The organism is uncultured Psychroserpens sp. (genome assembly GCF_947492715.1).
Lineage (GTDB): Bacteria > Bacteroidota > Bacteroidia > Flavobacteriales > Flavobacteriaceae > Psychroserpens.
Map to the genome: position 1 here is coordinate 222608 of NZ_CANLNS010000005.1, position 26592 is coordinate 249199.

Annotated in this window: 29 protein-coding genes; 15 read left to right on the plus strand and 14 right to left on the minus strand. The window is 33.7% G+C overall.

Annotated features, from left to right (window positions below):
- Positions 1–11: 11 nt before the first annotated feature.
- On the plus strand, positions 12–344 hold the full coding sequence (locus tag Q0787_RS13530) for a hypothetical protein (protein ID WP_298903358.1): 333 nt from the start codon (positions 12–14) through the stop codon (positions 342–344).
- 5 nt (positions 345–349) lie between these two features.
- Here Q0787_RS13530 and Q0787_RS13535 read toward each other — a convergent pair whose 3' ends face one another.
- Positions 350–1975: an ABC transporter substrate-binding protein gene (locus Q0787_RS13535; protein WP_298903502.1), complete on the minus strand. Its 1626-nt coding sequence runs from the start codon at positions 1973–1975 to the stop codon at positions 350–352.
- A gap of 92 nt (positions 1976–2067) precedes the next feature.
- On the opposite strand from Q0787_RS13535, the gene mtaB reads away from it, so the two are divergent.
- A complete protein-coding gene (gene mtaB / locus Q0787_RS13540) occupies positions 2068–3396 on the plus strand; it encodes a tRNA (N(6)-L-threonylcarbamoyladenosine(37)-C(2))-methylthiotransferase MtaB (protein ID WP_298903360.1) in 1329 nt (442 codons plus the stop codon).
- Here the strand turns inward: mtaB and Q0787_RS13545 are convergent.
- On the minus strand, positions 3382–4074 hold the full coding sequence (locus Q0787_RS13545) for a hypothetical protein (protein WP_298903362.1): 693 nt from the start codon (positions 4072–4074) through the stop codon (positions 3382–3384). The genes mtaB and Q0787_RS13545 overlap by 15 nt on opposite strands.
- 202 nt (positions 4075–4276) lie before the next feature.
- Entirely contained in the window at positions 4277–4573 is a 297-nt protein-coding gene (locus tag Q0787_RS13550) for an N-acetyltransferase (RefSeq protein WP_298903364.1), read from the minus strand.
- A gap of 116 nt (positions 4574–4689) precedes the next feature.
- On the opposite strand from Q0787_RS13550, the gene Q0787_RS13555 reads away from it, so the two are divergent.
- Together Q0787_RS13555 and Q0787_RS13560 are read left to right on the plus strand one after the other, a co-directional pair.
- Positions 4690–5352 carry an alpha/beta hydrolase gene (locus tag Q0787_RS13555; protein WP_298903365.1) on the plus strand — a complete coding sequence of 221 codons (663 nt, stop codon included), beginning with the start codon at positions 4690–4692 and terminating at the stop codon, positions 5350–5352.
- 74 nt (positions 5353–5426) lie between these two features.
- On the plus strand, positions 5427–6368 hold the full coding sequence (locus tag Q0787_RS13560) for a lytic transglycosylase domain-containing protein (protein WP_298903366.1): 942 nt from the start codon (positions 5427–5429) through the stop codon (positions 6366–6368).
- A gap of 6 nt (positions 6369–6374) precedes the next feature.
- Here the strand turns inward: Q0787_RS13560 and Q0787_RS13565 are convergent, their stop codons facing one another.
- From Q0787_RS13565 to Q0787_RS13575, 3 genes are all read right to left on the minus strand, one after another.
- Positions 6375–6992 (minus strand): hypothetical protein, encoded by a 618-nt coding sequence (locus Q0787_RS13565; RefSeq protein ID WP_298903367.1) that lies wholly within the window; start codon positions 6990–6992, stop codon positions 6375–6377.
- A gap of 214 nt (positions 6993–7206) precedes the next feature.
- The gene (locus tag Q0787_RS13570; protein WP_298903368.1) at positions 7207–7767 is read right to left on the minus strand and encodes a DUF2892 domain-containing protein; all 561 of its coding nucleotides are present in this window, start codon (positions 7765–7767) and stop codon (positions 7207–7209) included.
- Positions 7757–8656: a DUF6263 family protein gene (locus Q0787_RS13575; RefSeq protein WP_298903369.1), complete on the minus strand. Its 900-nt coding sequence runs from the start codon at positions 8654–8656 to the stop codon at positions 7757–7759. The genes Q0787_RS13570 and Q0787_RS13575 overlap by 11 nt, the downstream gene beginning before the upstream one ends.
- Positions 8657–8854: 198 nt before the next feature.
- On the opposite strand from Q0787_RS13575, the gene rpmH reads away from it, so the two are divergent.
- The 6 genes from rpmH to Q0787_RS13605 all read left to right on the plus strand — a co-directional run bounded on the left by rpmH (position 8855) and on the right by Q0787_RS13605 (position 15291).
- Positions 8855–9016 carry a 50S ribosomal protein L34 gene (rpmH, locus tag Q0787_RS13580; RefSeq protein ID WP_298903370.1) on the plus strand — a complete coding sequence of 54 codons (162 nt, stop codon included), beginning with the start codon at positions 8855–8857 and terminating at the stop codon, positions 9014–9016.
- Positions 9017–9114: 98 nt separating this feature from the next.
- Positions 9115–11967, plus strand: coding sequence for a carbamoyl-phosphate synthase large subunit (gene carB, locus Q0787_RS13585; protein WP_298903371.1), 2853 nt, complete (start codon positions 9115–9117; stop codon positions 11965–11967).
- A gap of 111 nt (positions 11968–12078) precedes the next feature.
- Positions 12079–12576: an ankyrin repeat domain-containing protein gene (locus Q0787_RS13590; RefSeq protein ID WP_298903372.1), complete on the plus strand. Its 498-nt coding sequence runs from the start codon at positions 12079–12081 to the stop codon at positions 12574–12576.
- 1 nt (position 12577) lies between these two features.
- Positions 12578–13378, plus strand: a complete 801-nt coding sequence (locus tag Q0787_RS13595) for a T9SS type A sorting domain-containing protein (protein WP_298903374.1) — start codon at positions 12578–12580, stop codon at positions 13376–13378.
- A gap of 135 nt (positions 13379–13513) precedes the next feature.
- Positions 13514–14386, plus strand: a complete 873-nt coding sequence (locus Q0787_RS13600) for a T9SS type A sorting domain-containing protein (protein ID WP_298903376.1) — start codon at positions 13514–13516, stop codon at positions 14384–14386.
- A 131-nt stretch (positions 14387–14517) separates the two neighbouring features.
- On the plus strand, positions 14518–15291 hold the full coding sequence (locus tag Q0787_RS13605) for a T9SS type A sorting domain-containing protein (protein WP_298903377.1): 774 nt from the start codon (positions 14518–14520) through the stop codon (positions 15289–15291).
- A gap of 52 nt (positions 15292–15343) precedes the next feature.
- On the opposite strand, the gene Q0787_RS13610 is transcribed toward Q0787_RS13605, so the two are convergent.
- The 6 genes from Q0787_RS13610 to Q0787_RS13635 form a co-directional block, all read right to left on the minus strand.
- A complete protein-coding gene (locus tag Q0787_RS13610; RefSeq protein ID WP_298903378.1) occupies positions 15344–15880 on the minus strand; it encodes a YceI family protein in 537 nt (178 codons plus the stop codon).
- Positions 15881–15894: 14 nt separating this feature from the next.
- Positions 15895–16257, minus strand: coding sequence for a hypothetical protein (locus Q0787_RS13615; RefSeq protein ID WP_298903379.1), 363 nt, complete (start codon positions 16255–16257; stop codon positions 15895–15897).
- A 47-nt stretch (positions 16258–16304) separates the two neighbouring features.
- Complete coding sequence (locus Q0787_RS13620) at positions 16305–17153, minus strand: DUF5777 family beta-barrel protein (RefSeq protein WP_298903380.1); 849 nt, start codon at positions 17151–17153, stop codon at positions 16305–16307.
- 61 nt (positions 17154–17214) lie between these two features.
- Entirely contained in the window at positions 17215–17982 is a 768-nt protein-coding gene (locus tag Q0787_RS13625) for a T9SS type A sorting domain-containing protein (RefSeq protein WP_298903381.1), read from the minus strand.
- Positions 17983–18006: 24 nt separating this feature from the next.
- Positions 18007–18387, minus strand: coding sequence for a hypothetical protein (locus Q0787_RS13630; RefSeq protein WP_298903382.1), 381 nt, complete (start codon positions 18385–18387; stop codon positions 18007–18009).
- Positions 18388–18518: 131 nt separating this feature from the next.
- A complete protein-coding gene (locus Q0787_RS13635; RefSeq protein WP_298903383.1) occupies positions 18519–19592 on the minus strand; it encodes a hypothetical protein in 1074 nt (357 codons plus the stop codon).
- A gap of 115 nt (positions 19593–19707) precedes the next feature.
- Between Q0787_RS13635 and Q0787_RS13640 the strand changes: the two genes are divergently transcribed.
- Genes Q0787_RS13640 through Q0787_RS13650 form a run of 3 tightly spaced genes read left to right on the plus strand, consistent with a single transcriptional unit; the run spans position 19708 to position 23469 of the window.
- On the plus strand, positions 19708–20232 hold the full coding sequence (locus Q0787_RS13640; protein WP_298903384.1) for a sigma-70 family RNA polymerase sigma factor: 525 nt from the start codon (positions 19708–19710) through the stop codon (positions 20230–20232).
- A gap of 47 nt (positions 20233–20279) precedes the next feature.
- On the plus strand, positions 20280–21194 hold the full coding sequence (locus Q0787_RS13645) for a FecR family protein (RefSeq protein WP_298903385.1): 915 nt from the start codon (positions 20280–20282) through the stop codon (positions 21192–21194).
- Positions 21178–23469, plus strand: coding sequence for a TonB-dependent siderophore receptor (locus Q0787_RS13650; RefSeq protein ID WP_298903386.1), 2292 nt, complete (start codon positions 21178–21180; stop codon positions 23467–23469). The genes Q0787_RS13645 and Q0787_RS13650 overlap by 17 nt, the downstream gene beginning before the upstream one ends.
- On the opposite strand, the gene Q0787_RS13655 is transcribed toward Q0787_RS13650, so the two are convergent.
- Together Q0787_RS13655 and rmuC are read right to left on the minus strand one after the other, a co-directional pair.
- Positions 23466–24017, minus strand: a complete 552-nt coding sequence (locus Q0787_RS13655; protein WP_298903387.1) for an acyl-CoA thioesterase — start codon at positions 24015–24017, stop codon at positions 23466–23468. The genes Q0787_RS13650 and Q0787_RS13655 overlap by 4 nt on opposite strands.
- A 7-nt stretch (positions 24018–24024) precedes the next feature.
- Positions 24025–25344: a DNA recombination protein RmuC gene (gene rmuC, locus Q0787_RS13660; RefSeq protein ID WP_298903503.1), complete on the minus strand. Its 1320-nt coding sequence runs from the start codon at positions 25342–25344 to the stop codon at positions 24025–24027.
- Positions 25345–25435: 91 nt separating this feature from the next.
- Between rmuC and Q0787_RS13665 the strand changes: the two genes are divergently transcribed.
- Positions 25436–25795, plus strand: a complete 360-nt coding sequence (locus tag Q0787_RS13665; RefSeq protein WP_298903389.1) for a hypothetical protein — start codon at positions 25436–25438, stop codon at positions 25793–25795.
- A 141-nt stretch (positions 25796–25936) separates the two neighbouring features.
- Positions 25937–26587: a hypothetical protein gene (locus Q0787_RS13670; RefSeq protein WP_298903391.1), complete on the plus strand. Its 651-nt coding sequence runs from the start codon at positions 25937–25939 to the stop codon at positions 26585–26587.
- Positions 26588–26592: the final 5 nt, after the last annotated feature.

Genomic DNA, 26592 nt, shown 5'->3' on the forward strand with positions numbered 1-26592 from the left:
ACTAAAAGCCAATGATAGAAATTGTAATATTAGTGTTAATAGGAAGAAGTTTTTTTAAACTGGCAGACGAACATAATCAGAATAAGTGGGTTTTTGCTATTCTTGGTGTTGTTACATATTATGCATCTGCTTTTGTTTTTGGTCTAATCTTGGGAATAGCTGATGAGGTTTTTAATTTAGGTTTTGCTTGGGATAATGCCTTGTTGTTAACATTTATAGCCATGCCAATTGGATTAGGAGCAGTTTATCTTTTATATTCGGCTTTAAAGAGAAATTGGAAAAAAAATGTAACTATTGATAAAAGTGAGATTCATGATATTGGTAGACATCCCGATGAGATATAAATCCACTATTTATCTTTTTTAACGCGTTTTAAATCTAATAAATTGATTGGATTTATACCTAACCCACTTACATTTTTTCTGGTAAACCGAACCACTTCATCATAAAATAACGGAACCACTGGTGTAGAGGCCATGACCAAACTGTCCATTTTAGTATAAAGATTTTCACGGGCTTTAGGGTTGGTAATTGTGAAAGCATCTTGGTACCATTCGTCAAATTGCTCATTTTTGAAATGTGTGTAGTTTGGACCATTCGGCGCAAAATTCTTACTAGAATAAAGCGATAAATAATTTTCGGCGTCAGGATAATCAGCAACCCAGCTTGCTCTAAACATATCTAGCTTTCCATTGGCCTTTGCGTCTTTTAAAGTCGCAGCAGGAACTACATCTACATTAACTGAAATACCAATTTTTTGAAGTTCACGTTGAATATATTCGCAAAAACTTAAATAGTTGCTTGTTGTTGTAATTGTTATTTCAGGATTAGAAATTCCTGAAGCTGTTTTAAATTCCTGAACCAGTTGTTTCGCTTTTTCGGGTTGATAGGTGAATCCGATAGATTCGTCATAACCAGGTAAGCCTTTTGGAATAAAACCACCATGAGCAGGAATACCAATACCATTACGTAAATAGGTCATCATTTTTTCCTTGTCAAAACCATAATTAATTGCACGACGGAGCGTTTTTGATTGCAATTCAGGAATCTTAGAATCCATGAAAAAAGCCAAGTATTCAGTGTTTAAATAAGGGCCTCGAATCATATTAACTTCAGATGTGTATTGATCCCGTAATTGACCACTTGCGGTTAAAATTTCATCTTTATAAGAAGCATCTAAACCAGAAACAAAGTCGATATTTCCTTGAGCAAATTGCAAAAACTCACTCTGTTTATCTGGAAGAAAGGTAATCGCTACAGCGTCTAGATAGGGTAATTTATGTCCAGCTTGATCTGTTTCGAAATAGTCCTGATTTTTTCGGAAAACGAGCTTAAGGTTTTCTTCCCAGCGTTTAAACTTAAAAGGACCTGTTCCAATAGGGTTTGCTCTAAAGTCGCTCTTGTAGTAGTTTACAATTTCTTTTGGAACCACCGAACAATATTTCATGGTAAGTTTTCCAATAAATGAAGGGTCTGGAGATTTTAAAGTAATTTTCAATGAGTCGTTTACAGCTTCAATATCCCAAAGGTTATTAACAACCCAACTACCAGGTGAAGCCGTTTTACTATCACACAGTCTAAACAAGCTATATTCAAAGTCATTTGCTGTAACATATCTAGTAGAGTCTTTACCAAATAATTGATGCGGGTGAAACTTAACATCATCGCGAAGCGCAAAAGTATAAACGAGTGCATCTTCGGAAATCGTCCAATTTTTTGCGATGCAAGGCTGAACATTTAAATGTTCATCCATTTGCACTAATCCATTAAATAATTGATTAATGGCCCAAATATCGGCATTATCCTTAGCAAAAGCCGGATCTAAAGACCCAATGTTTTTATGCTCATTATATCTAAAAACAAGATGATCTTTTGCGGAGTTGGTATCATTTCCGCAAGAAAAAAGCAAAAAAAGAACTAAAATGCTCAATATTAGCCTTGAATATAAATATTTGCGATGTACTCGTTTTAGCATTTTGCTCATTAATTGTAACTTTGCGCACTCTAAATTTAGAAACAAGTAAATATAAATAGATTTCTGAGCTAACAGAAATACTTAGGCATTATATGAATAAAAAAGTCGCATTTTATACCTTAGGTTGCAAACTTAACTTTTCTGAAACTTCTACAATTGCCAGAAATTTTTCTTCGGAAGGTTTTGAGCGCGTGGATTTTAAAGAGAAGGCAGACATCTATGTTATAAATACATGCTCTGTAACCGAAAATGCAGATAAGCGTTTTAAATCTATTGTGAAGCAGGCTCAGAAAATTAATCCAGATGCTTTTGTAGCAGCAGTTGGTTGCTATGCCCAATTAAAGCCACAAGAACTTGCTGATGTGGATGGTGTGGATTTGGTATTGGGAGCTACAGAAAAATTTAAGATTACCGATTATCTTAATGACTTGTCTAAAAATGACATGGGAGAGGTACATAGCTGTGAAATACAAGAGGCAGATTTCTATGTAGGGAGTTATTCGTTTGGTGACCGAACAAGAGCCTTTTTAAAAGTGCAAGACGGCTGTGATTATAAATGTACGTATTGTACAATTCCATTGGCTCGTGGTATTTCTAGAAGTGATACCTTGGAAAATGTCCTTCAAAATGCCAAGGAGATTTCAGCAAAAAATATTAAAGAAATTGTGCTTACAGGTGTTAATATTGGCGACTATGGAAAAGGAGAGTTTGGTAATAAAAAGCACGAGCATACCTTTTACGAACTGGTTAAGGCTTTAGATGATGTTGAAGGCATAGAACGTTTAAGAATTTCGTCTATTGAACCAAATTTACTTAAAAATGAAACGATAGAATTTGTATCAACAAGTAAAACCTTTGTACCACATTTTCATGTGCCATTGCAAAGTGGAAGTAATGAACTTCTTAAATTGATGCGTCGACGTTACATGAAAGAATTGTATATCGATCGTGTTGCAAAGATTAAGGAAACAATGCCTCATGCTTGCATTGGTGTTGATGTTATTGTAGGTTTTCCAGGTGAAACCAACGAATTGTTCTTAGAAACCTACAATTTTTTAAATGAACTCGATATCTCATATCTCCATGTCTTTACGTATTCAGAGCGAGATAATACTGTTGCGGCGTCTTTAGATGGGGTTGTACCTAAAAAGGTGAGGGCAAAGCGAAGTAAAATGTTAAGAGGGCTTTCGGCAAAAAAGAGAAGAGCTTTTTATGAAGGCCAAATAGGGAGTTCTCGTACTGTACTTTTTGAAGGAGAGAATAAGGAAGGCTATATTCATGGATTCACTGAAAACTACGTTAAGGTCAAAGCACCATGGAACCCAGATTTAGTGAATACTCTACAGGCTGTACAGCTTACTGAAATTGATGAGGATGGTTTAGTAAGGTTTGAGTTTACTAAGCAATTAATAACCTCCTAGAGTTTGTGAATTTAAGAGTTGTATTAAAGACGCTCCAGGGTACATTTCTGTTACAGGAAGTGCTGCGGGTATATTTGTAATACTAAAGCTGGCTGGCATCATTTCTAGATTATATTGAATACTACCAGGATTAAATTCAAAGGTACAACCAGGATTTAATGCATTGCTAATAATAGAGCCAGAAAACAAATAAGTTTGAGCTGCAAAAAGTGCTATTTTATCATTTGGTTGCATAACAACAACACCTTGAGGTCTAGAAGTGAATGCGCAAAAAGGCGCATATACTCCATTGATTTTTGCCGCTAAGCCTGCGGTTACATTGCTAGCGCCAGCAGAACCACCAGGTTTTATAGAAAATGTTCCATCAGCATTGAATGTCAAAATAGTGCCTAAAGGCACTTCTGCCGATAATGCTTGCATGTGTATAGTGATATTTGTACCTATATAGTCTTGATTGTATACATAAACCTTGTATTGTGGTTGATAATCTATCTGTGTTCGCCCAAACATACTCATATAAGGTATTGTAAACCATACAGGTAAGCCTGTTGTTATCTGATTAGGACCGGAAGCTCCTTTAAATCCAAATAATGTATAGTTACCTGCTTGTAATTGACGAAGCAGTAATTGTTGCTCTTGTGATGTGAAATCGAAATTAATGTTGTAGATAGTTGCCATAATCTATGTAATGTTTAGATACTCAATATAACTGGAGTTACAATTTAATGTGAGCGCAAATTATCCTGCTTACGAATTAGGGTATTTATACGTGTTATAGAACAGATGTTATATGGCTAGAACAATTAATATGAATGGCTTAATTGATTATACGAGATAAGGAAACAAAAAAGCCGAAGTTTAAACTTCGGCTTTTTATGTGTTATATTCTGATACCTACAGGTAACATTTTTTTATATTTTCGGTGTCGTCTTATAAACTTTGCTATTTCAGGGCTTGTTGGAACAACACTAATATTGCGTTCTGCAATATTCTCAAAAACAAGTGTTAGAAATTCTTCTTCAAATTCGTCATTTGAGATTCCATCTGGAATGATAAGTTTTGTTAAAAAGATTTTTCGATCTTGTAAAGAATACTCAATCTTGGCAAGTGTACCGTCTACTTTTAATTCGAATTGGCGTAAAAAGTCATTGTCTGTTAATTCAGCAGCATCAATCATAATATTTTGTATTTAATTCAATGGTCGGTAGGGTGGAACTATACTTTTGTCTAGTTTTGTAGTGCAAATTTACGAAAAATATCACAGATATTAAAGAGCCGTTATTTTAAAGACTTATGCAACAAGAAATTATACATGTGTACCTTATGCCTGGAATGGCAGCTAACCCAACAATATTCGAACATATCAAACTTCCAGAGGAACAATTTGAAATACATTGGTTAGAATGGATGATTCCTTATAAAAAAGAATCTCTCGAGTCTTACGCAAAACGCATGATTGCTCACATTGAACATGATAATATTGTGTTGTTAGGTGTGTCTTTTGGCGGAATTTTGGTTCAGGAGATGAGTAAATATATGACATTACGTAAGTTGTTTGTGGTTTCAAGTGTAAAGTCGAAACATGAGTTGCCAAAACGAATGAAGCTCATGAAATATACCAAGGCTTATAAATTACTACCTACTCAATTGGTTAGTAATATTGATTTTTTGGCGAAATACGCCTTTGGAGAAACCATTACAAAGCGCATCGAGCTTTATAAGAAATACCTGTCTGTAAGTGATAAGCAATATTTAGATTGGGCTATAGAGAATGTCATTGAGTGGAATCAAGAGAAGCCAAATGATAATGCTATTTATATTCATGGGGATAATGACATGGTTTTTCCGCATTCGTGCGGAGGCAACTGCATTGTCCTCAAAGGAGGGTCGCATATCATGGTAATTAATAAATATAAATGGTTTAACGAAAATTTACCAAAACTAATTCTGGAGTAGCTTGAAACCAAAGATTTTATTTTATACATTTGACTTGCAGTCGATTAAATGCCTGCTCCCTAAATAAAACTATTATGACAATTATTAAAAATATTTTAGCAGCTATTGGTCTTGTATGCGTGTCTGGGCTATTTATTTTTGCAGTTCAATCTGAAAAAGCACCATCTGATACAGAGGTCGTACAACCTACTAAGGTTGTAAATGATTATAACGTTTATGCCTTATCTGTTCCTGATGATCTAAATTTTGCTGGTGAGCAGATGCCATTAGAAGATCCAGATATTTTAGAGCGCATGGATAGGGAGTTGTTGGTGAACACGTACTGGCAATCTAATGGTTTACTAATGTTTAAACGCGCCGAAAAGTATTTTCCAATCATAGAACCTATCTTAAAAAAGAATGGTATTCCTGAGGATTTTAAATATTTAGCGGTTATTGAGAGCGGATTAACTAATGCTGTCTCTCCTGCTGGAGCTAGAGGTGTATGGCAAATCATGAAAACCACTGGACGAGAGAATGGACTGGAGATAAATAGTAATGTAGATGAGCGTTACCATTTAGAAAAAGCCACAGAAGTTGCTTGTAAATACTTATTGAGGTCTAAAAAGAAATTAGGATCATGGACTTTGGCAGCAGCTGCATACAATGCAGGTAATGCGGGAGTTTCAAGACGATTAAAAGATCAGGGTGTCTCTAATTATTATGACCTCTTATTAGGAGAAGAAACAGGACGTTACCTGTTTAGAATCGTAGCTTTAAAAGAAATACTTAAGCACCCAAAAAAATACGGTTTTAATTTTACAACGGATGACCTTTATAAGACAATCCCAACCTATAAAGTTGAAGTAGATACAGTGGTTACAGACTTCACAAAGTTTGCACAACGTTTCGGAATTAATTATAAAATCTTAAAAATTCACAACCCTTGGCTTAGAGAACCAAAACTTAATAATGCCTCTAGAAAGAAGTATTTCATAGAGATTCCTGAAGAAGGTTATTATAAGGTGAAGCCTTAATTAAATTTAATTAACAGTCGTTATAATGCCTTTATTTGTTTTCTCGCCGTCAAATAGCATTAATTTTATTTGATGATGTGTACTATTTAAAGAGATATCAACCGAGCCGTTTGAACTAAGGATGAATTTTCTATCAATCTTCATAAGTTGTTTTGATTCTGAAATGAAAAAACAAGCAGGCGCTCCAAAAGAATGCTTAAAGAGTTTTATGATATGGTTAGATTGATTCTCACGCTCGTCTACATAGGTGACGATGACATTAGAATCATAGTCTTTCGATAAGGCTTTCGCACTTAATCTTGAATCCCAAAACAAAATAATAATGTCTATTTGATTTTTGTACATTTTGGAAAGCCTATTAATTTCTTCAATTTCCTCCTCATTAATGAGCTCCCAAGGTGATTTAGTAACTAGTAAAAAGGGTTTATCTATTAACGACGTTTTATATGTTCCACCTTTAATTTTTTTAAGAGCGATATCACGAATATGACTGTTTTTTAAGTGATTATTAAAAAGTGAATCAAACAACGACTTAGCGTAATCTCTATCACCTTTTTGCATAGCGAGATCCGACTTATTTTTATAAGTTTTTAGATGCTTGGCGATTTGTACATCAAAGTACATTTTTTGCTGTTGAGGAAACGCAACACACGCACACATAAACATAAGTAAAAACACATACACTCTCATTACTAATCTTTTGTAAGTTAATGGGTTACAAATGTATTAGCGATTTTATTATGTTGTGTAAAAAAGTCGTTAAAAGGTCTAAATTATGGAGAAATGAATTGTTTTTGAACAATACATCGATAAAGTGTATAACGGTCTTTCTAAACTCCTAACGGCGTCTCATATTTCGGTTACCATAGTGTTGCTTTGGACCTTGAGACTTTTTCATTCCATCTTTCATCATTTTAATTTGATCGGTTAGAATGCCACGTTTGTCAAGTTTTTGAGCTTCATTAAGTAATTGTTTGGCTTCAATAGGTCGACGCTTGCTAAAGGCAATTCCTGCTAGATTCAATTTAGCCATAGCCACATCATGATCCATTGATAAACCTAAGCCAAGTGCTTTTTTAAAGTATTTTTCGGCTTCATTCATATTGGTTTGAGATACCATTACACCATGGAGATAGTTGTAATAACCTTCTTGTTTTTTTACTAAAGCACTCGAAGGGTTTTTAATTTTATTGAGCCAATTTTTGGCACCTTCAAAATCTTGCTTTCGTAGTTTTAAAAAAGCCAATAATATAAATTCATTTTTAAAGTATAAGAAAATGAAAATAAGCGATAATAAGATGTACATAATACCATTACCAATATAACCTTCGGTAAATTGATATACAGCGTAAGCTATGATTAATCCTGCAATGACAAGTTTTATATTTTTATTGAACATGTTTTTCTATTTTGTAAGTGATATTCGTGGTAATTGATGTTGGTAATTTAATACCATTCATTTTATGCATTGTAGAATGCCCTGAAGCAACAGATTTACTTGACATTGACTTTACGAATCCAGTCTCCATAGAAGTCGTAATCTGACTTGTCATATCTCCGGCTAAATCCATTTCTACTTCCTCATCTTTATTTTTAAATGTGATGCTACTATTTCCGCTAATCATAATATCATCGTTTTTGATATCATCAAGTGTCCATGTGTTATTGGCAGATAAATCTCCTTCAAAAGTGTTCGTCCAAGAATCTCCAATTTTGGTTTCCGAAGAAGGATAAATGTAAGTCATCTGCTCAAAACTCTTGGCCAAACTCTCGTTACTAAACTCACCTCGCATGGCTTCTCTCATAATTTCTTTGGTAAAGTCATCCAAATCTCCAACAGCATTAACCATTTTGTCAATTAAGGCTTCAGAACCTTTTATAGACTTAATCTTTCCATTTTTATACATTTTCATAGAAAGATCTGTTTCAACCAGTTGAGCAAATATTTTTCCTTCAATGTCATCATCGGCTACAACATCATTGGTATTAATAGACATGAGTTCACCAGCAAGATTTGATTTTGACAACATTTTAAAACGGTCAAACCTAAACTTTATAGTATAAAGACTATCGTTTACGCCATCAACAATAAATGTAAAATCACCTTCAATGAGGTTGGTCATTTCATGTTTTTGCTCATTCATTTCTTGAACAATATCCTGATTAGCAATTTGTTGTACTTTAAATTGGTCACCAACTTTAAGATTGTAAGCCAATTGTGTTTGAGCAGTAGAAAAGTTAATAATCACTAAAAATGCGATAAAAAACTTTAGTATATCTAACTTCATTTTATCCGTGTTTTTTCAATTTACAAAGAAACTAATTTTTTGTCAATTTGTTGCTAGAATATAACTTGATATAAATAACTAAAAATAATTTTATATTTAGGTTTGCCAAAGTCAAAACTCTTTGTATATTTGCACGCAGTTTTGAGAACAGCTCGAAGCAACCAAAAAAAGATAAAAGTTTTTTAAAGATATAAGACAATGAGCAAAAGAACGTTTCAACCGTCAAAAAGAAAAAGAAGAAACAAACACGGTTTTAGAGAAAGAATGGCTTCTGTAAACGGAAGAAAAGTTTTAGCACGTAGAAGAGCTAAAGGAAGAAAGAAATTGTCTGTATCATCTGAAACAAGACATAAGAAATAATGATTAACAATTGTTAATATTTTAAGGGTGTTACTTAGGTGTGACACCTTTTTTTGTACCTATATGTTACCTATTTTTGAACACTTAAAAAACCAAAAATGCCAAAGAACGAAAAATTAAAGTCTATTCTAATTATAGGTTCAGGTCCTATAATTATTGGTCAAGCGTGTGAATTTGATTATTCAGGAACACAAGCTTTACGCTCACTACGTGAAGATGGAATTGAAACCATACTTATCAATTCCAATCCAGCAACAATTATGACAGATCCAACCATGGCCGACCATGTTTATCTGTTGCCTTTAACTACAAAATCTATTGTAAAAGTATTAAAAGAACATCCGCAAATTGATGCTGTATTACCAACAATGGGCGGGCAAACAGCCTTAAATCTTTGTATTGAAGCAGATGAAAAGGGAATATGGTCAGATTTTGATGTCGATATTATAGGTGTTGATATTGATGCAATTAATATTACCGAAGATAGAGAACAGTTTAGAGAACTTATGCTAAAAATAGGTATTGGTATGGCGCCGCAAGCAACAGCTAATTCTTATTTAAAAGGTAAAGAAATTGCCCAAGATTTTGGTTTCCCTCTTGTAATTAGAGCATCTTATACCTTAGGTGGAGCAGGCGCTTCATTCGTATATAAAGAAGAAGACTTTGATAAACTACTAACCCGCGGATTAGAAGTATCGCCAATTCATGAAGTTATGATTGACAAGGCATTAATTGGTTGGAAAGAGTATGAGTTAGAGCTTCTAAGAGATAAAAATGATAATGTAGTTATTATTTGTACCATTGAAAATATGGATCCTATGGGGATTCATACTGGAGATTCAATTACTGTTGCTCCAGCAATGACACTTTCTGATAAAACATTCCAAAAAATGCGTGATATGGCAATTCATATGATGCGCAGTATTGGTGATTTCGCTGGTGGTTGTAATGTGCAGTTTGCTGTAAGCCCAGATGAAAATGAAGAGATTATTGCTATTGAAATCAATCCTCGAGTATCGCGTTCTTCGGCATTAGCAAGTAAGGCCACAGGATATCCAATCGCAAAAATTGCAGCAAAACTAGCCATTGGTTATACATTAGATGAATTAAGTAATCAAATAACAGGATCAACTTCGGCATTATTTGAACCAACATTAGATTATGTGGTGGTTAAGATTCCACGTTGGAACTTTGATAAGTTTGAAGGTTCAGATAGACAACTAGGTCTTCAAATGAAGGCTGTTGGAGAAGTAATGGCTATAGGACGTTCGTTTCAGGAGGCTTTACATAAAGCAACCCAATCTTTAGAAATTAAACGGAATGGGTTAGGTGCAGATGGAAAAGGATACAAAGATTATCAACAAATTATTGATAAGTTAACCTACGCAAGTTGGGATCGTGTATTTGCTATTTATGATGCTATTCAAATGGGAATTCCTTTAAGTAGAATTCATGAAATTACTAAAATTGATATGTGGTTCTTAAAACAATACGAAGAACTTTATCATTTGGAGAAAGAAATTTCAACTTATACTATTGATACTATTGAACGCGATTTGTTACTAGAAGCTAAGCAAAAAGGCTATGGAGACAGACAAATTGCTCATATGCTTAAATGTCTTGAAAGTCAAGTCTACAACAAAAGAGATGCGTTTAAAATAAATCGTGTTTACAAACTCGTTGATACGTGTGCAGCCGAATTTAAGGCGCAAACACCGTATTATTATTCTACCTTCGAAAATGAAGTAGAAACAGCTAATGGTGAGAAGTTTTCAACAAATGAAAGCGTCGTTTCAGATAAAAAGAAAATTATCGTTCTAGGATCTGGTCCAAATCGAATCGGACAAGGAATTGAGTTCGATTATTGCTGCGTTCATGGTGTGTTGGCAAGTGCAGAGTGTGGTTATGAAACCATCATGATTAATTGTAATCCTGAAACAGTATCAACAGATTTTGACATTGCCGATAAACTGTATTTTGAACCTGTATTTTGGGAACACATTTACGATATTATTCGTCATGAAAAACCAGAAGGTGTTATTGTACAATTAGGTGGTCAAACCGCATTAAAATTGGCAGAAAAGCTAGATAGATATGGTATTAAAATTATTGGTACAACCTATCAGTCTCTAGATTTAGCAGAAGACAGAGGGAGTTTTTCTACTTTACTTAAAGAGAACAATATTCCTTATCCAGAATTTGATACGGCTTCAACAGCAGATGAAGCACTTGCTGTTGCCGATAAATTAGACTTCCCAATCTTAGTAAGACCGTCTTACGTACTTGGTGGACAAGGAATGAAAATAGTAATTAATAGAAAAGAATTAGAAGAGCACGTTGTCGATTTACTTCGAAAAATGCCTGATAATAAACTACTTTTAGATCACTATCTCGATGGCGCTATAGAAGCTGAAGCCGATGCCATTTGCGATGGTGAGAATGTATATATCATTGGTATTATGGAGCATATAGAACCATGTGGTATTCACTCTGGAGATAGTAACGCAACATTACCACCTTTTAATTTAGGTGAATTTGTAATGCAACAAATAAAAGATCATACCAAAAAGATTGCTTTAGCTCTTAACACCGTTGGATTAATTAATATTCAGTTTGCTGTAAAAGATGATATGGTTTACATTATTGAAGCTAATCCTAGAGCATCGAGAACTGTTCCTTTTATTGCAAAAGCCTATGGAGAGCCTTACGTTAATTATGCGACAAAAGTAATGCTTGGAGAGAAGAAAGTTACCGATTTTAAGTTTGAACCAAGGCTTGAAGGATATGCCATTAAGCAACCAGTGTTCTCATTCAATAAGTTTCCTAATGTGAATAAAAAATTAGGACCAGAGATGAAAAGTACAGGCGAAAGTATTCTGTTTATTGATAGTCTAAAGGATGATGAGTTTTATAATTTATACTCAAGACGTAAAATGTATTTGAGCAAATAGACTATTTTTTCGATAAACGACTTGTAATAATCAGCTTTTAATTGCTATTTTAGCCTAGAATTTCTCAAATTTATTGTTTTGAATGTTAAAACACTTTGTTTAATTAGTTGTTTGTTTTTTTCTGTTTTCCATGGATTGGCACAACGTGATATTTTCGATGTGGCTCGTTCTGGAACGATTACAGACGTTAAAGCCTTGATGGCTATTAATGCTGATACGATAAACGCTTTTGATAGCAATGGATATTGTCCATTAACTCTAGCTTGCTATAAGGGAAATGAAGACGTTGCCTTGTTTTTAGCCGCTAAAGTAAAAGATATAGATGGTAACAGTAATTATGGTACGCCATTAATGGCTGCTGTTTATAAGAACAGGCCTGTAATTGTTGAACGCTTACTTGAGTTAAAAGCAAATCCAGATTCGGCTGATGCTAATGGAACAACACCTCTGCATTATGCTATAATTTTTCGTAATGAGAAAATAATAAAGTTACTTATGGATGCTGATGCCGATATAAATTTCAAGGATAAAAGAGGAAAGAACGCAAAAGATTATGCAATGATGACTCAGAATGATACGATCATTAAGCTTATAAAAAAAGAAAAATAATATGAAAAAAATTACAATTGCTTTAATTACCCTATTTTGTTTTAGTTCTGGATTTAGCCAGACGTATTCAACAGGCCTGGTAAATCTTTCTAATACAGCTGGTTTAGAGTATTCGGTTCAAATTGATGTAACATCTACTATTGTTACCTTAACGATGATAGGACCTGATAATAGATGGTTAGGTCTAGGGTTTGGAGTTCAAGGAATGACTGCAGGAGACGATGTCGTTATTTATGATGGCTCGAGACTTACAGATAGATATTTTGGGTTTGATGGACAAACACCTGGAGATGACGCTACCGGAATTATTCCTACCGAAGATTTAGAAGGGGAAAGAGATTGGTCTATAACATCTAATACCGTAAATTCTGGAGTAAGAACAATAATCGCTACAAGAGCAACCAATACAGGTAATAATAACGATTATGTGTTCTCAGCTTCGGCAACGTCTATAGAATTGGCTTGGGCAAGAGCTCGTTTTGAAGGCTATAGTTTAGAATGGCATGGCACCGAAAATAGAGGAATTACTATGCAATCTTTGACTTTAAGTGAAGAAAGTCAGGAAGTTAATAATTTCGAAATTTCACCAAATCCTGCTAAGACTAGCTTTAAGATAGAATTACCAACATATACCGATGATACTAAAATTGAGGTTTATAATGTTTTAGGGAAAAAAGTGCTCTCTAAAAAATTAAACTCTTTATCATCAGTGATTGACGTTTCTAACTGGAGTACTGGTATATATGTAATAAAGGTTACAACCAAGAACACTTCAAAAATGAAACGTTTTGTAAAGCAATAAAGACCATTTATTTTATATCAAAAGCCATTAATTTAATTAGTGGCTTTTTTGTTTTTATATGATTGGCTTCATTTTTGATACCTATTAGTTTAAATATAAATTGTTTTATATTTGAAGTGCTGAAAAAGATAAACTATGAAAACAAAACTACTTTTTTTATCATTACTGCTAACATCTTCAATTGCTTTGTCTCAAGTTATGGCAGGGCAAGTTGATGATTTTGAAGATGGTACAACACAAAATTGGATTATTGGAAGCCCTGGAGATGCCGTGTCTCCTCCTGCCAACGAGCCTAGTGGTGGACCAGATGGGATTGATGATAATTATTTGACTTATACGTCAACCCCGCCTGAATCAGGTGGAGCTGGGAGTAAAATGATCATCTTTAGTGCTATGAATCAATGGTCATCTAATTTTACTAGTGAAGGTATAGTAGCAATTAAAATGGACGTTAGGGTATTAACCACAGATTTAAATTTAAGAGTCGCGTTCCAAGGACCAGGAGGAAAACGAATTTGTACAACAAATGCAGTTAATGTAGTTGCGGGCTCTGGATGGCAATCGATTACAATTCCAATTTCTGCTTCTGATTTTACTGCTGTTGGTGGTTCTGGTTCTGTATCTATTGCAGATGCGCTTGAAGCTGTAAGTACAATGCGAATTATGAGTAGCGCAGCGCCTACATGGACAGGTGCAGATACTATTATATCAACTATAAACTTGGATAATATCACAGCATCTACAACATTGAGTACTCAAGAATTACAAACTCAAAATGATTTTGAGATTTCTCCAAATCCTGCATCGTCTAAATTGAATATCAAATTGTCTAATGCTTTAGATAATGCAAATGTCACAGTTTACAATGTTTTGGGTAAAAAAGTGCATGCCAAAAACTTAAACGCAATAGAATCATCAATAGATGTATCTAACTGGAAAACAGGAGTGTATCTTGTTAGAATTTCTACCAATAAACAAACCATTACCAAGCGTTTTGTAAAGCAATAATTGGCATATTATAAAACTTATAAAAGCCCATCAATTTCAAATTGATGGGCTTTTAATTTTGTTAATTTTTGTAAAACAATCAAAATATTTCACTAAATTGTATAGCACTCAAATCTAAAAACCGAAATATTATGAGAAAAAAATACACGTTTTATCTATTATTTGCACTTTTCTGTTTTGGGTTTTCTGTTCAGAAATCAAATGCTCAATTTAGGATTGTTGAGGTAGATCCTTCTACTGAACGCGTGAAAATTAAAAACTTTGGAACTACCACAGAAGATATTTCTGCCTATAGATTATGTGCTAGGTTTTCTTATAATGCTTTGAGCAGTATGACACTACTAAGCGGGGATCTTGTGAATTTTGCACCAGATGCAGAAGTTGAAGTGACCGTATCCTTTTCTAATGGTAATGTTCTTACAGATGCCTCATCAGATTTAGGACTTTATCTTCCTACAGGAAATTTTGGTGTTGCTGCTAATATGATTGATTTTATGCAATGGGGAGCAGGAGGTATTGGTAGAGAAGCTCAAGCCGTAACCAATGGATTTTGGACAGCAGGAACATTTATTAATGTTACAGCACCTTATGAATTTACTGGCGGAACTTCAGATTTTGGTGTAACTTTTTGGGATACACTTCTTGGTGTCGATGATATTGGAGATGTTTCAAAATTCTCAATTTCACCTAATCCAGCATCCTTACACCTTAATATTGAAATCCCTGGAAGTGTTGAAAATGCAACGCTCAAAGTATTTGATCTTCTAGGAAAAAAAGTTATTGAAAAAGAAATAAGCGGTATTCAGGCACTATCAATAGATGTTAGTAAATGGAACACTGGTGTTTATATTGTTAGAGTTACCAGTGATGATGTAACTCAAACCAAACGATTTATCAAACAATAAAGGTCAACCAACTAAAAAATGTTTGTAGAGACCATCCAGATGTGGATGGTCTTTATTTTTTATGCAGCTCAAACTGAAATGAAACCTTTACATCTTCTGCAATTTTATTACTAACAAGTTTTGGGATTTCAATGTTATAATCTGAAGCACTAGCTACAAAATCACCGCTTATCATGATTTTATTTTCTTCTGTCTTTACAGTAATTGCAATATCTTTTAGAGTCTTTGTTTGCCCATGAAATGTAAGACTTCCATTAATAGTATAAGTCGCTAGTGCCTTTTTAAGGTCAAAGTCTTCTATGGTTCCTTTAAATGTTGCTTTCGGAAATTGGTCAGACTCCGCATAATTCTCATTAAAATGCTCTTCCATGAGTGCATTTTTAAATCGAAACCCCTTAACTAAAGCTAGGGCTGCAAATTCTCCGTTTTCGGCATTAATAATAGCTGTGACCGAGTTGTTTATTGCAGCAACTTCCTCAAAAGACGCTACTGATGCTTCAAAATTAATTGTTCCGGTTTTAGTGATAAACTTGTTTTGAGCTGTTACGTTTAAGTTCATAAATATGAATGCAAATAGAATAGTTTTCATTGTTTTAAATTTAATTAGTTTTCTAGTAGACCATCTGCTTCCCACTGTATAACAAGGTCTATTAAGTTTTGTGGTAGTCGTGGCCCACCAAATGGCATTAAAAACCCTTGATCAGTAGATGAAATTCTATCAATCAAACCGTTGTTTTCAACAGCATTTTTGACATTGTCATAAGTAATTAAAGAAATTGGAGCACCATTTATTGGAGGATTGCTATGACAACCAATACAATTATTATCAATAATGGGTTTTATATTGTCCACATACGTTACCAGTGTTAAAATTGGTGTGGCGTCTATTAAATCTTCTTCGCTGGTGTTACTACAATTAAAAAGTAGTAGCAGGCTTATAAGATATAGATTGTATTTAGTTTTCATTATTCTAAAATTCGTTTAAAGGTGTTATTTTATGTTGTAGATTTTAATTAAAAAACGCGACTTAGGTTAAACCCGAAATAGATGTTACCATCACTCCAATCTCCAGTAGCTTGTCCCAAGAAACCATTAGTATTCATGGCTTGTGCATTAGAGAAATGCATTTGAAATACATGTCCTCCTGTTTCTAAATCAATACCTATAGATAATGGGTTTTTAAATGGAGAATTATCTGCTCTGTTGAGGTGCCAACCATAATCTGCATTAATAGACCAACGCTTAGAGAGCTTATGACGTGCACCTAAACCCAGAGCAAATTGCGAATTATCTTGGTTGTTTTGCTGTACATAATTATCATGGAAAAAAGTGGGCACCATTTCAAAAGAAAAGTTGGTGTTTACCTTTCGAGATATAATTATTTGCGTTGTATAGCCAAGGCGATCTATAAATTCTAACTTTGGCAAATTGTTTTTGTCTAGTGCTGTATTAATTAAAACAGCATTAAACCCAACGATGGTAAAAGGAAAGCCGTTGTCCTGCTGTCTTACAAGTCTATATTTAGCTGAAGCCTGATATATTTTTTGAAAAGAACTTCTAGAAATACCAATATTAAAACCATCGGAAATGCCATATACGAAATTCAATCTAGTCACTGCATCATCCAACCCAAAAAAACTATCAAACCCGTTTTCAATACTACCAAACCGATGTGAAACTATAAAAGTTAATTCGTCTTTTGCAACTAACTTTGTAGATTCAAAATTCACGATTTTAAGACCTTTAAATGCGGCTGTAGCGTATTGATTATCTGTGCTTTCTGTGTCAATTTCATTTAGTAAATCATCTTGAGCTACCGTTAAAATTGGGATAAGAGCTACCAGTATGAATATTTTTTTCATAGTTAATAGATTAAAAAATAAGCCAAACCTTAACCTTTAATAAAGATTTGGCTTTATGTTGTTATTGTTTAATGAAACGCTTTGTTTCGGTTTTATCTCCATTAGAAATTTTAATGAGATACAAGCCGCTATTCCAGTTTGATACGTCAATTTGAGATAAGCGTTCAGACTCTAAATTTTTAGAAATGATTTGCTTTCCTAGAATATCAAAAACTTGATACGTTAGGCCTGCTTCACTCGATGTAATTTCTATATTTAATAGTGCATTCGTAGGGTTAGGGTAAACGGTAAAACTTGATGTCGTTTCAATATCATCAACACTTAATAAGGTGTCCCAGAAAGTAACTCCTGTATCTACAGCACTTCCTGTAAATGAATATGGAGGAGCCACATTTACAAAAGTTCCTGCAGTCCAAATACCTTTTGCAACAGCAACATTTTCTCGACCTTGGCCACCTGCTCCCCATTGCATAAAGTCTACCATACTTGATGCTGTTCCGAAATTGCCCGTAGGAAAGTAAAGCCCTAAATCGGCCGCAGTTGTACTTAAACTCAAATAGTTTTCAGCAAAGATTGTTACTTCTGCATCTGGACCAAGATTTAACGAACCATCTACAACAGTTGTTTGGGTAGATAAAGTTTTATATGAGAATAAAGAGCATAGTCTATATGACGCAATATTTACAGTTGATCCTCCAAAATTTTTAATAGTAACTGTATCTCCAGCAGGATCGACATTTAAGATTCTAATTTGAGCATTCATATTAGAATTTAGTGCAAAAGTAAAAACTAATGCTAGAATGGTTTTAAAAAAGTAATTTGTTTTCATAGTAATTTATATTTAGTGATTGTATTAATTTGCAATAATGCATTGGTCTAACTTAACTTGTTCCAGCAAGTCGTCATAACCAATAACCCTCCCTTTAACTTTTAACTGAGAGTTTGGTTTTATTGTGTTTTGAATGGCATTAGTAAACTGGCAAAAGACTTTGTCATCTAATGTAATTGAGTGACTATCACTTTCTGAAATTTTACCAACCACTTCAATGGTAGTATTGAGATACTTGGCTTCAGATTCTGAGATGTTTTCTGAAAAACTTAAAGCAATATCAGATGTAGTCATCTTGTATTTAGCATTTTCACTTTCTATATCTCGATGATCTTGATAGATATAGTTATAGCCTATAATTAAGCCAATAGCTAGAACAATAAGGATGATAATTCGTTTTCGCATCGTTGTTAATGTTTTGGTTAAAACTGCTCTAACTTTATTTTAGCTAAAGCAGTTTAATACAATTTGGAACACAAACAACTAATTCAAAAATAGGATCCCTTATTTTTCTTTTTCAATGAATGTTGTGAATGCTAATTGCATGTATTTCTATAGCGCAATCGATCTACGTTACTTAATCTAAGGTCGATTTTGGTTAAACTGGTATTATTAATTTCCTGCAAGCTCCAATTGTTATTACATAAAGGAAGTGCTGGAATATTTATAAGTACAGATATATTATTCCCTGTGCCTGTTGTAAGCCAAGTTCCGTTGGCTGATGTTGCATTCCAATACACAGTGATCGTACCATTTTCAAAAAAGTTAAAATCATAACCATCGTATACATCGTGATAATTAACATCATCTTTTTTGAGTCTATCAACGTACCAATCTTCACAACCTACAAGGAATTCTTCCAGTAATTCTGGAGTACAATGGTTACAGTCATCATCGTTATAATCGAAATCGTCGTCTTCATCACACGAATTTTGAACGTTAGAAATTGTAGACTCTAAGGTTGTTAAAGAATTAATAGCGAGTTGTGAACCATCGTATAGTACAACTGAAATTGGAAAATTTATACTTGTAATGTCTTCAGGAGTTAGCGAATTGATAAAATCATAAAGTTCTTTATCACCCGTTAAAATTTCCGTAGATATTAACTCATTGAGGGTATTAAATTTTGAAACCGTAAAAGGATAAACAAAATCCAGACATTCAATATCGTTGTCGGCCACATTCTCACCATTACAATTCATAGCAGTGGCATTTAATTCGCTTAGCGAGTTTATAGATGTTTCAGTGAAATCCGAATTAATAATAGTAATTGGGAAGTTAATATCTAACTCATCAATATCATCGTCGTTATCATCAAAGATAGATTCTACTTCATAATAGTCATCTTCATTGTTAATTTCAATAGTTGTAGAATTGACTGTAACGTCTATAGGAAGTTTGATATTGAAACAATTTGCAAAGTCTAAAATATTATCGTTAGAGCCGTCATTAGATGCTGTTCTTTGGATGAGATCGGCTGCCACAGAATTTGCATGTAATATGTCTTCTGGTGGTGTCTCTATAAACTCTGTCTCCTCTTTTCTACAAGATGTCAATACCATCATTGAAGAAAAAAGAAAAACTAATGTGAATCTAAGTGTTGCTTTCATAATTTTGCATTTATATAATTTTAATGCAATTTAATATATAACAACTCAACTTTTAAAACTCCTGAAATTTTAAAGTAAATATTTATTTACCTTTAAATGCTAAAACAAAAAAGCCTTGCCACAAGACCTAAATGAAAACATATGCGAAGCCAGAATTTTTGAGTATGTGTATAATACGTATTCAAAAGATTTACATGACTTCTTGTATTATAAATATGGAGAGCAATTTAACCCAAGTGATAAAATGCAAGATGCTTTTATTAAGCTTTGGGATAACTGTAAAAAGGTAACACTTAATAAAGCAAAGTCTTTTTTATTTACAGTAGCTAATAATATGGTGCTTAATGATATCAAACACCATAAAGTAGTTTTAAACCATCAAAAGAATACCCCTAAATCTCACACCAATGAAACACCAGAATTTATTTTAGAAGGAGAGCAATTTCTTCAGCGATATAAGGAAGTTTTAGAGGGTTTAAGTGAAGAGCAACGTGTTGCTTTCTTATTAAATAAAGTAGAAGGGAAGAAGCATAGTGAAATTGCCGAATTTTTGGGTGTGACCAAAAAAGTAGTAGAGTATCGTATTTATAGTGCTTTCAAAATATTAAAAACAGAATTGGAAGGCTTTAAAATAAAATAATCAGGAGAAATAGAATTAAAGTTGTTATATAAGTAGTAAATCGATTTATGAATACAGAAGACCACATCAAGAAATGGTTAAATGATGAGTTAACACCTGCCGAAAAAGAAGCGTTCGAGCAGGACGAAGATTTTGCATTATATCAAGCGATTGTTGGTGGTGCTAAAAAATTTAAGGCTTCAGACTTTTCAGAACCTAAATCGTTTGAAGATTTTAAATCGGCTTATGAGGCGCAACATTCCGCAGGTAAAACTTCAAATTGGAGAAGCAGAATACTACGAATAGCTGGTATGGTTGTTATTGCTATTGGGATCTATTATGGTGTATTCTATAAAACGGTTGCTCATATAGAAACACTGGCAAGTGAACAAACTACGATTGAATTACCAGATCAATCTGAAGTCACATTAAATGCAGGTTCAGTTATTTTATATGATAAAAAAGATTGGGAGGATAATAGACGATTAACGCTTAGTGGCGAAGCTTATTTTAAAGTAGCAAAGGGTAAAACGTTTGATGTTATTACATCTCAAGCTACGGTTACAGTTGTAGGAACCGAATTTAATGTAAAGCAAAGAGAAAATTATTTTGAAGTACAATGCTTTGAAGGGATTGTACGTGTAACTTCGAGAGCAGGTAAAACGAAAGAACTTTTAGCAGGAGATACTTATCGCTTATTAGACGATGTATATACTTGGGGTAAAACAACGTTTGTAGAACCGCAATGGACCCAAAACAGAAGTACATTTAAAGCGGTGCCTTTTGAGGCCGTTATTGCTGAAATGGAACGACAATATGACATAAAGATTATAGTTGATAATGTAAATACCGAACGATTATTTACAGGAGGATTTATGCATGACGATATTGAGAAAGCCCTTTTATCTGTTACAGAACCAATGGATCTAACCTTTAAAATTAATGGATCAAACGACGTTGTAATTCATGGCAATAAAAAATAAGCTGTATTTTTTATGTTTTCTTTTTTTTATATTTTCTTTTGAAATTTGTGCTCAAGAGACTAGAGAAGTTTTGCCGTTAACGGAAGTCCTTACACGCTTACAACAGCAGTATAACGTTCAATTTAATTATGCCGAAGATAGCCTAGAAGGTATTAATGTAATTCCTCCTAAACGAGATCTTAGCTTGACTGAAGTCTTATCTTATTTGGAACATAATACCCAATTATCATTTCAAAATCTTGATGGCACATTTATTTTAGTTCGCCTTAAAGAAACTCCATTTGAGCTACAACAACTTTCTGAAGTTATTGTCTCCAAATATATTGTTAAGGGGATTAATAGATTGAGTGATGGGGCTTACGAAATTAATTTTTCGGAGTTTGATATTCTTCCAGGATTAACAGATACTGATGTTTTGCAAGCAGTACAGGCACTTCCAGGGATTCAAAGTATCAATGAAACTGTATCGAATATTAATATAAGAGGAGGAACACATGATCAGAATCTCATTTTATGGGATGGTATAAAAATGTATCAATCGGGACATTTTTTTGGGTTAATTTCAATGTTTAATCCTCAAATTACTCAACAAGTTAGTGTCCTAAAGAATGGTACTGAAACTGCACTTACCGATGGTGTATCAGGGACGATTTCAATGGAAACTAACACTAAAATTAATGATAAATTTAAGGGGAGTTTAGGCCTTAATTTTATAGATACCAATGGCTTCGCCGATATTCCCATCAATGAAAAGTCATCTTTGCAGGTTGCTGCACGTAAATCGATTAGCGATTTTACTGAAACACCAACGTATGCGAATTTCTTTGATCGTATTGCTCAAGATACCGAAGTAGAAATGAATACTAATGATATTTTAAATTCTGACCAAGAGTTCGATTTTTATGATATGTCCTTTCGTTGGTTATATTCTATTTCTGAAAAAGACCGACTTCAGGTTAATTTTTTGAATGCAAGTAACGAATTAAGCTTTAACGAAAATTCAATCTTAGATGGATTCGAAACCTCACGTCAGAGTAGTTTGAGACAGAACAGCATTGCTGGGGGAATTCAATATAAAAGATCATGGAATGATATCTGGCAAACAACGTTTGAAATTTATGAAACCGATTATAAATTAAAGGCTATCAATGCCAATATTATTGACGCTCAACGATTTCAGCAAGAAAACGTGGTGTCTGAAACAAGCCTAAAACTTAAAGCTAATTATAAGATAAACGATAAGTTGCAATGGTTCAATGGCTACCATTTTGTTGAAACCGAAATCACTAATCTTGATGATGTTGATAATCCGCGTTTTCGTTCGTTGGTATCTGAAGTTGTAAGAACTCATGGTCTATTTTCTCAGCTAAATTATAGGTCTTCCAATAAGAAAACGAACTTAAATTTCGGATTAAGATATAATTATATTGATAAGTTTAAAAGGCATATTCTAGAACCAAGATTAGCCTTTAATCATAAGTTTTTAAGCCATTTTAATTTTGAGATTTTAGGAGAATTTAAACATCAAAATACATCACAAATTATCAATTTTCAAAATGACTTTTTAGGGATTGAAAAACGACGATGGCAATTATCAAACGATGCAGATATTCCTGTAATTAGAAGTAAACAGGTGTCTTTCGGTTTGAGTTATATTAAAAAAGGTTGGTTGCTTAGTGCAGATGGATATTACAAATATGTGAAGGGGATTACAACGCAAAGTCAAGGGTTTCAAAATCAATATGAATTTGTAAAAACCAACGGAAATTATGATGCTTTTGGTGCAGATTTCATTTTAAGAAAAGAAATTAAAGATTTTACTGCCTGGCTAAGTTATACCTATATGAATAGTAATTATACCTTTAATGGACTTCCAGAAAATTCGTTTCCAAATAATTTTGACATCAGTCACTCTGTTACGTTTGGAGCTGCTTATTCAATGGAACGTTTGAAGTTGTCTGCAGGACTCAATTGGCACTCTGGTAAACCGACGACACGACCAATACCTGGTAATGAAATTGTAAATGATGCGATTAATTTTGAAGGAACAAATTCGAGTCAATTAAATGATTATTTAAGAATTGATATCTCTGCGCTTTATGACTTAAACCTTTGGAAGGATACTAAAGCAGATTTAGGAATTTCCATTTGGAATGTGCTAGACAAAAACAATCAAATAAATAATTTTTACAGAATTATTAATGATGGTGTTAATGAAACCTTGCAAAGTTCTTTGGGCTTAACTCCAAATGCTGTATTGCGAGTGCACTTTTAATAGCTATCGGGAAGCTCTACTTTAACCTTGTACTTTTTTAAATCGTCTAAATAATCGGTAGGTGAGAAGTTTTCTCGATCAAACTCTATTTGTCTAGAACGTTTGGTTTCGATGCGTTTAATAGATTTTAAAAAACGTTTTACTTCAGTTTTGTCATTTACTATAAGACCAGGAACTTCTACAATGTTGCCTTGATCATCTTTAGCAACCATTGTGAAATAAGATGAGTTGCAGTGCTTTACTTCACCAGTTCTAATGTTTTCGGCTTCAACGCGAATACCAACAACCATTGAAGTACGACCAACATAATTAATAGACGCTTTCATCGTTACGAGCTCACCAATTTCTATTGGACTTAAAAAATCAACCGTATCTACCGACGCCGTTACACAATAGGTTTCAGAATGTTTGGAGGCACATGCAAATGCAATTTGATCCATAAGATTTAAAATGTAACCACCATGAATTTTACCACCAAAATTAGAATGTGATGGTTGCATTAATTCTGAAATACTAATTCGAGAAGAGTCTACTGTCTTGTATGCCATGATGCTCTTATTCGTTGTTTTTCGCTCTCTTAATTATAGTTTCAGGCAACGATTTCTTCGCTTTGGCTCCCATTTTCTTGAGTTTTTCTACACTCGTAATAAGATTACCACGACCTTCTACCAATTTATTCATGGCAGATGAGTAATCACGTTTGGCGTCATCAATCTTTTTACCTACACCAGTCAAATCTTTTACCAAGCCCTCAAATTTATCATAGAGCGCACCAGCTTGCCTAGCAATTTCGATGGCATTTCGTTGTTGCTTTTCATTATTCCACATCGTATCTATGGTTCGCAACGTTGCTAACAATGTTGAAGGAGTTACAATGACAATGTTTTTTTCAAAAGCCTTATTATACAATGAACTGTCTTCATTGATGGCAACAGCAAAGGCAGGTTCTATAGGAATAAACAACAATACAAAATCTGGTGATTCAATGTCGTACAAATCCTGATAGTTTTTGTCAGATAACTGATCTACATGTTTTTTTATAGAATTAATATGCGCTTTTAAATGAAAATTACGATCGTCATCATCGGCATTGACATAACGTTCATAGTCGGTTAGCGATACTTTACTATCGACTATCATTTTTTTGTTGTCTGGCAAATGTAATACCACATCGGGAAGTACTCTTGTGCCATCGGGTAGTGTGAAACTTTGCTGTACAAAATATTCTCGGTCTTTTTCTAAACCAGATTTTTCAAGGACACGCTCTAGTACCAATTCACCCCAATTTCCTTGCATTTTACTATCTCCTTTTAAAGCCTTAGTGAGATTGGTAGCCTCTTTTGTCATTTGTTGGTTGAGATCTTTTAAACCCAAAAGTTGTTCTTTTAAGGCCGAATGCATGCTAATGCTTTCTTTTTGTGTGTCTTCAACTTTTTTCTCAAATACTTGAATTTTTTCCTGTAACGGATTCAATATATTTTTAATGTTTTCTTTATTCTGAAGAGTGAACTTCTCAGATTTTTCATCTAGAATTTTCGTGGCCAATAATTCAAAGTCTTTGCGCAACTGTTCTTGACGTTCTTCTATTTCTTCGTCACGCTTTAAGTTTTGTTGCTGGAGATTTTCGTACTCTGTATTTTTACGAGCTAACTCTGTGTTTAGAAATTCTTTTTCTCGTCTAATCTCATCTCGCGTGTTCTCTAATTTGGATACATTTTGTTTTAAGTCTTCAATGGTAGACGTCATTTGGTGTTGGCGCTCTTCAAGTGTACTCTGGTCGCTTTTACTTTTCAGTTTAATAAAAAGCATGCCCAAATAAGCACCAATAGCCGCAGAGATAAGAATAGCTAAAATGAGAATAAGATTATCGTTCATAAAAGAGAATAGAAATTTACTCAAAGATAAGCGATTTGTTCACAAAAAGGAATGTATAAAATTATTTAAATTTGAGCTCAAGTATTTTGTAATGGCAGTTTCAGAACAGAAAAAATTAGTAATTTATTTTTACCTCATCTCGTTAGTGCTCAACGTTGTTTTACCTTATGTGATTTCTAAAGTTGTTATAGGTGATGAAACGGGAGAAATTCAAATACTTTATGTAGGCGTGATAGTATGGGGTGTGATTAGCCTATTAATTTATGGCATCTATTTTTTAATTCCTGAATTTCAGAGTAAGAGAGATAAAATTTCGGCGTTTATGCTACCATCTATGATTGCATTCGGCGCTTGTTTTATTTGGCTAGGTTTTTTTTATCTATTACTCTATACCCTTAGTATCAATCTTATGTTTGTTTGGATTTGGTATCGAAAATTTAGTTGGAGGTAAGATGATTAGCAGTTTAAAAATGCACATGGTATCAACTTTTAGGTAAAAACACCTGTTTTTATAATTACGTATTAGTCTTCGGAAAAGTGAAAAATTGTTCCTTTTTCTTTGTTTAGATATCTAAAATAAATAAAAGCTAAGATGGGACAAGAAGAGAGGTTTAAAGAGATTGTATTAATTGATGATCAAGAGACATCATTCCGAGAAGGAACGTTAGTTGAACTCCAAGTTCAAGAAGAACAAACATTAAATCATAAACAATCTCCTTTAATGAATGCCAAGGCAAGCGTTGGAGACGTTATTGAAGTTTCAAAATTTGTATGGGATATTATTAAGGACTCTAAAGCTTCTGCAGCAACTGCGGCTACAACATCCAGAATTTTATCTGTAAAGGACGACCGATGGGAGGATTATGAAAAAGCTCAAAATTTCAAATCGAAGGAAGTTACGTATAAATTAGATAATTTTGCGGGTGTTAATTGCTATAAGGTGAAATTTAAGGTTGCCGGAACATACCGCGCTGTAAATCCCGATTTTGGTGGGCAATGGATTCCAAATGTACACATAACATTTAGTGAATGTCATGCGAATTTTCCATGGATTATTAATGGCGAAGCCAAAATTGATGAAAAATATGTGTCTAATATGGGGACAAAGACTGATCCAATACCTCAGTTGGTGTTAAATGTTAAAATAAAGACAGAAGCCAAATTTGGTTTTACTGTAGAAAGTCATGAACGAACTTTTGAATTTACTTTAAACGCTCAAGATGGTGTTGACGTGATTAATTAAATTTA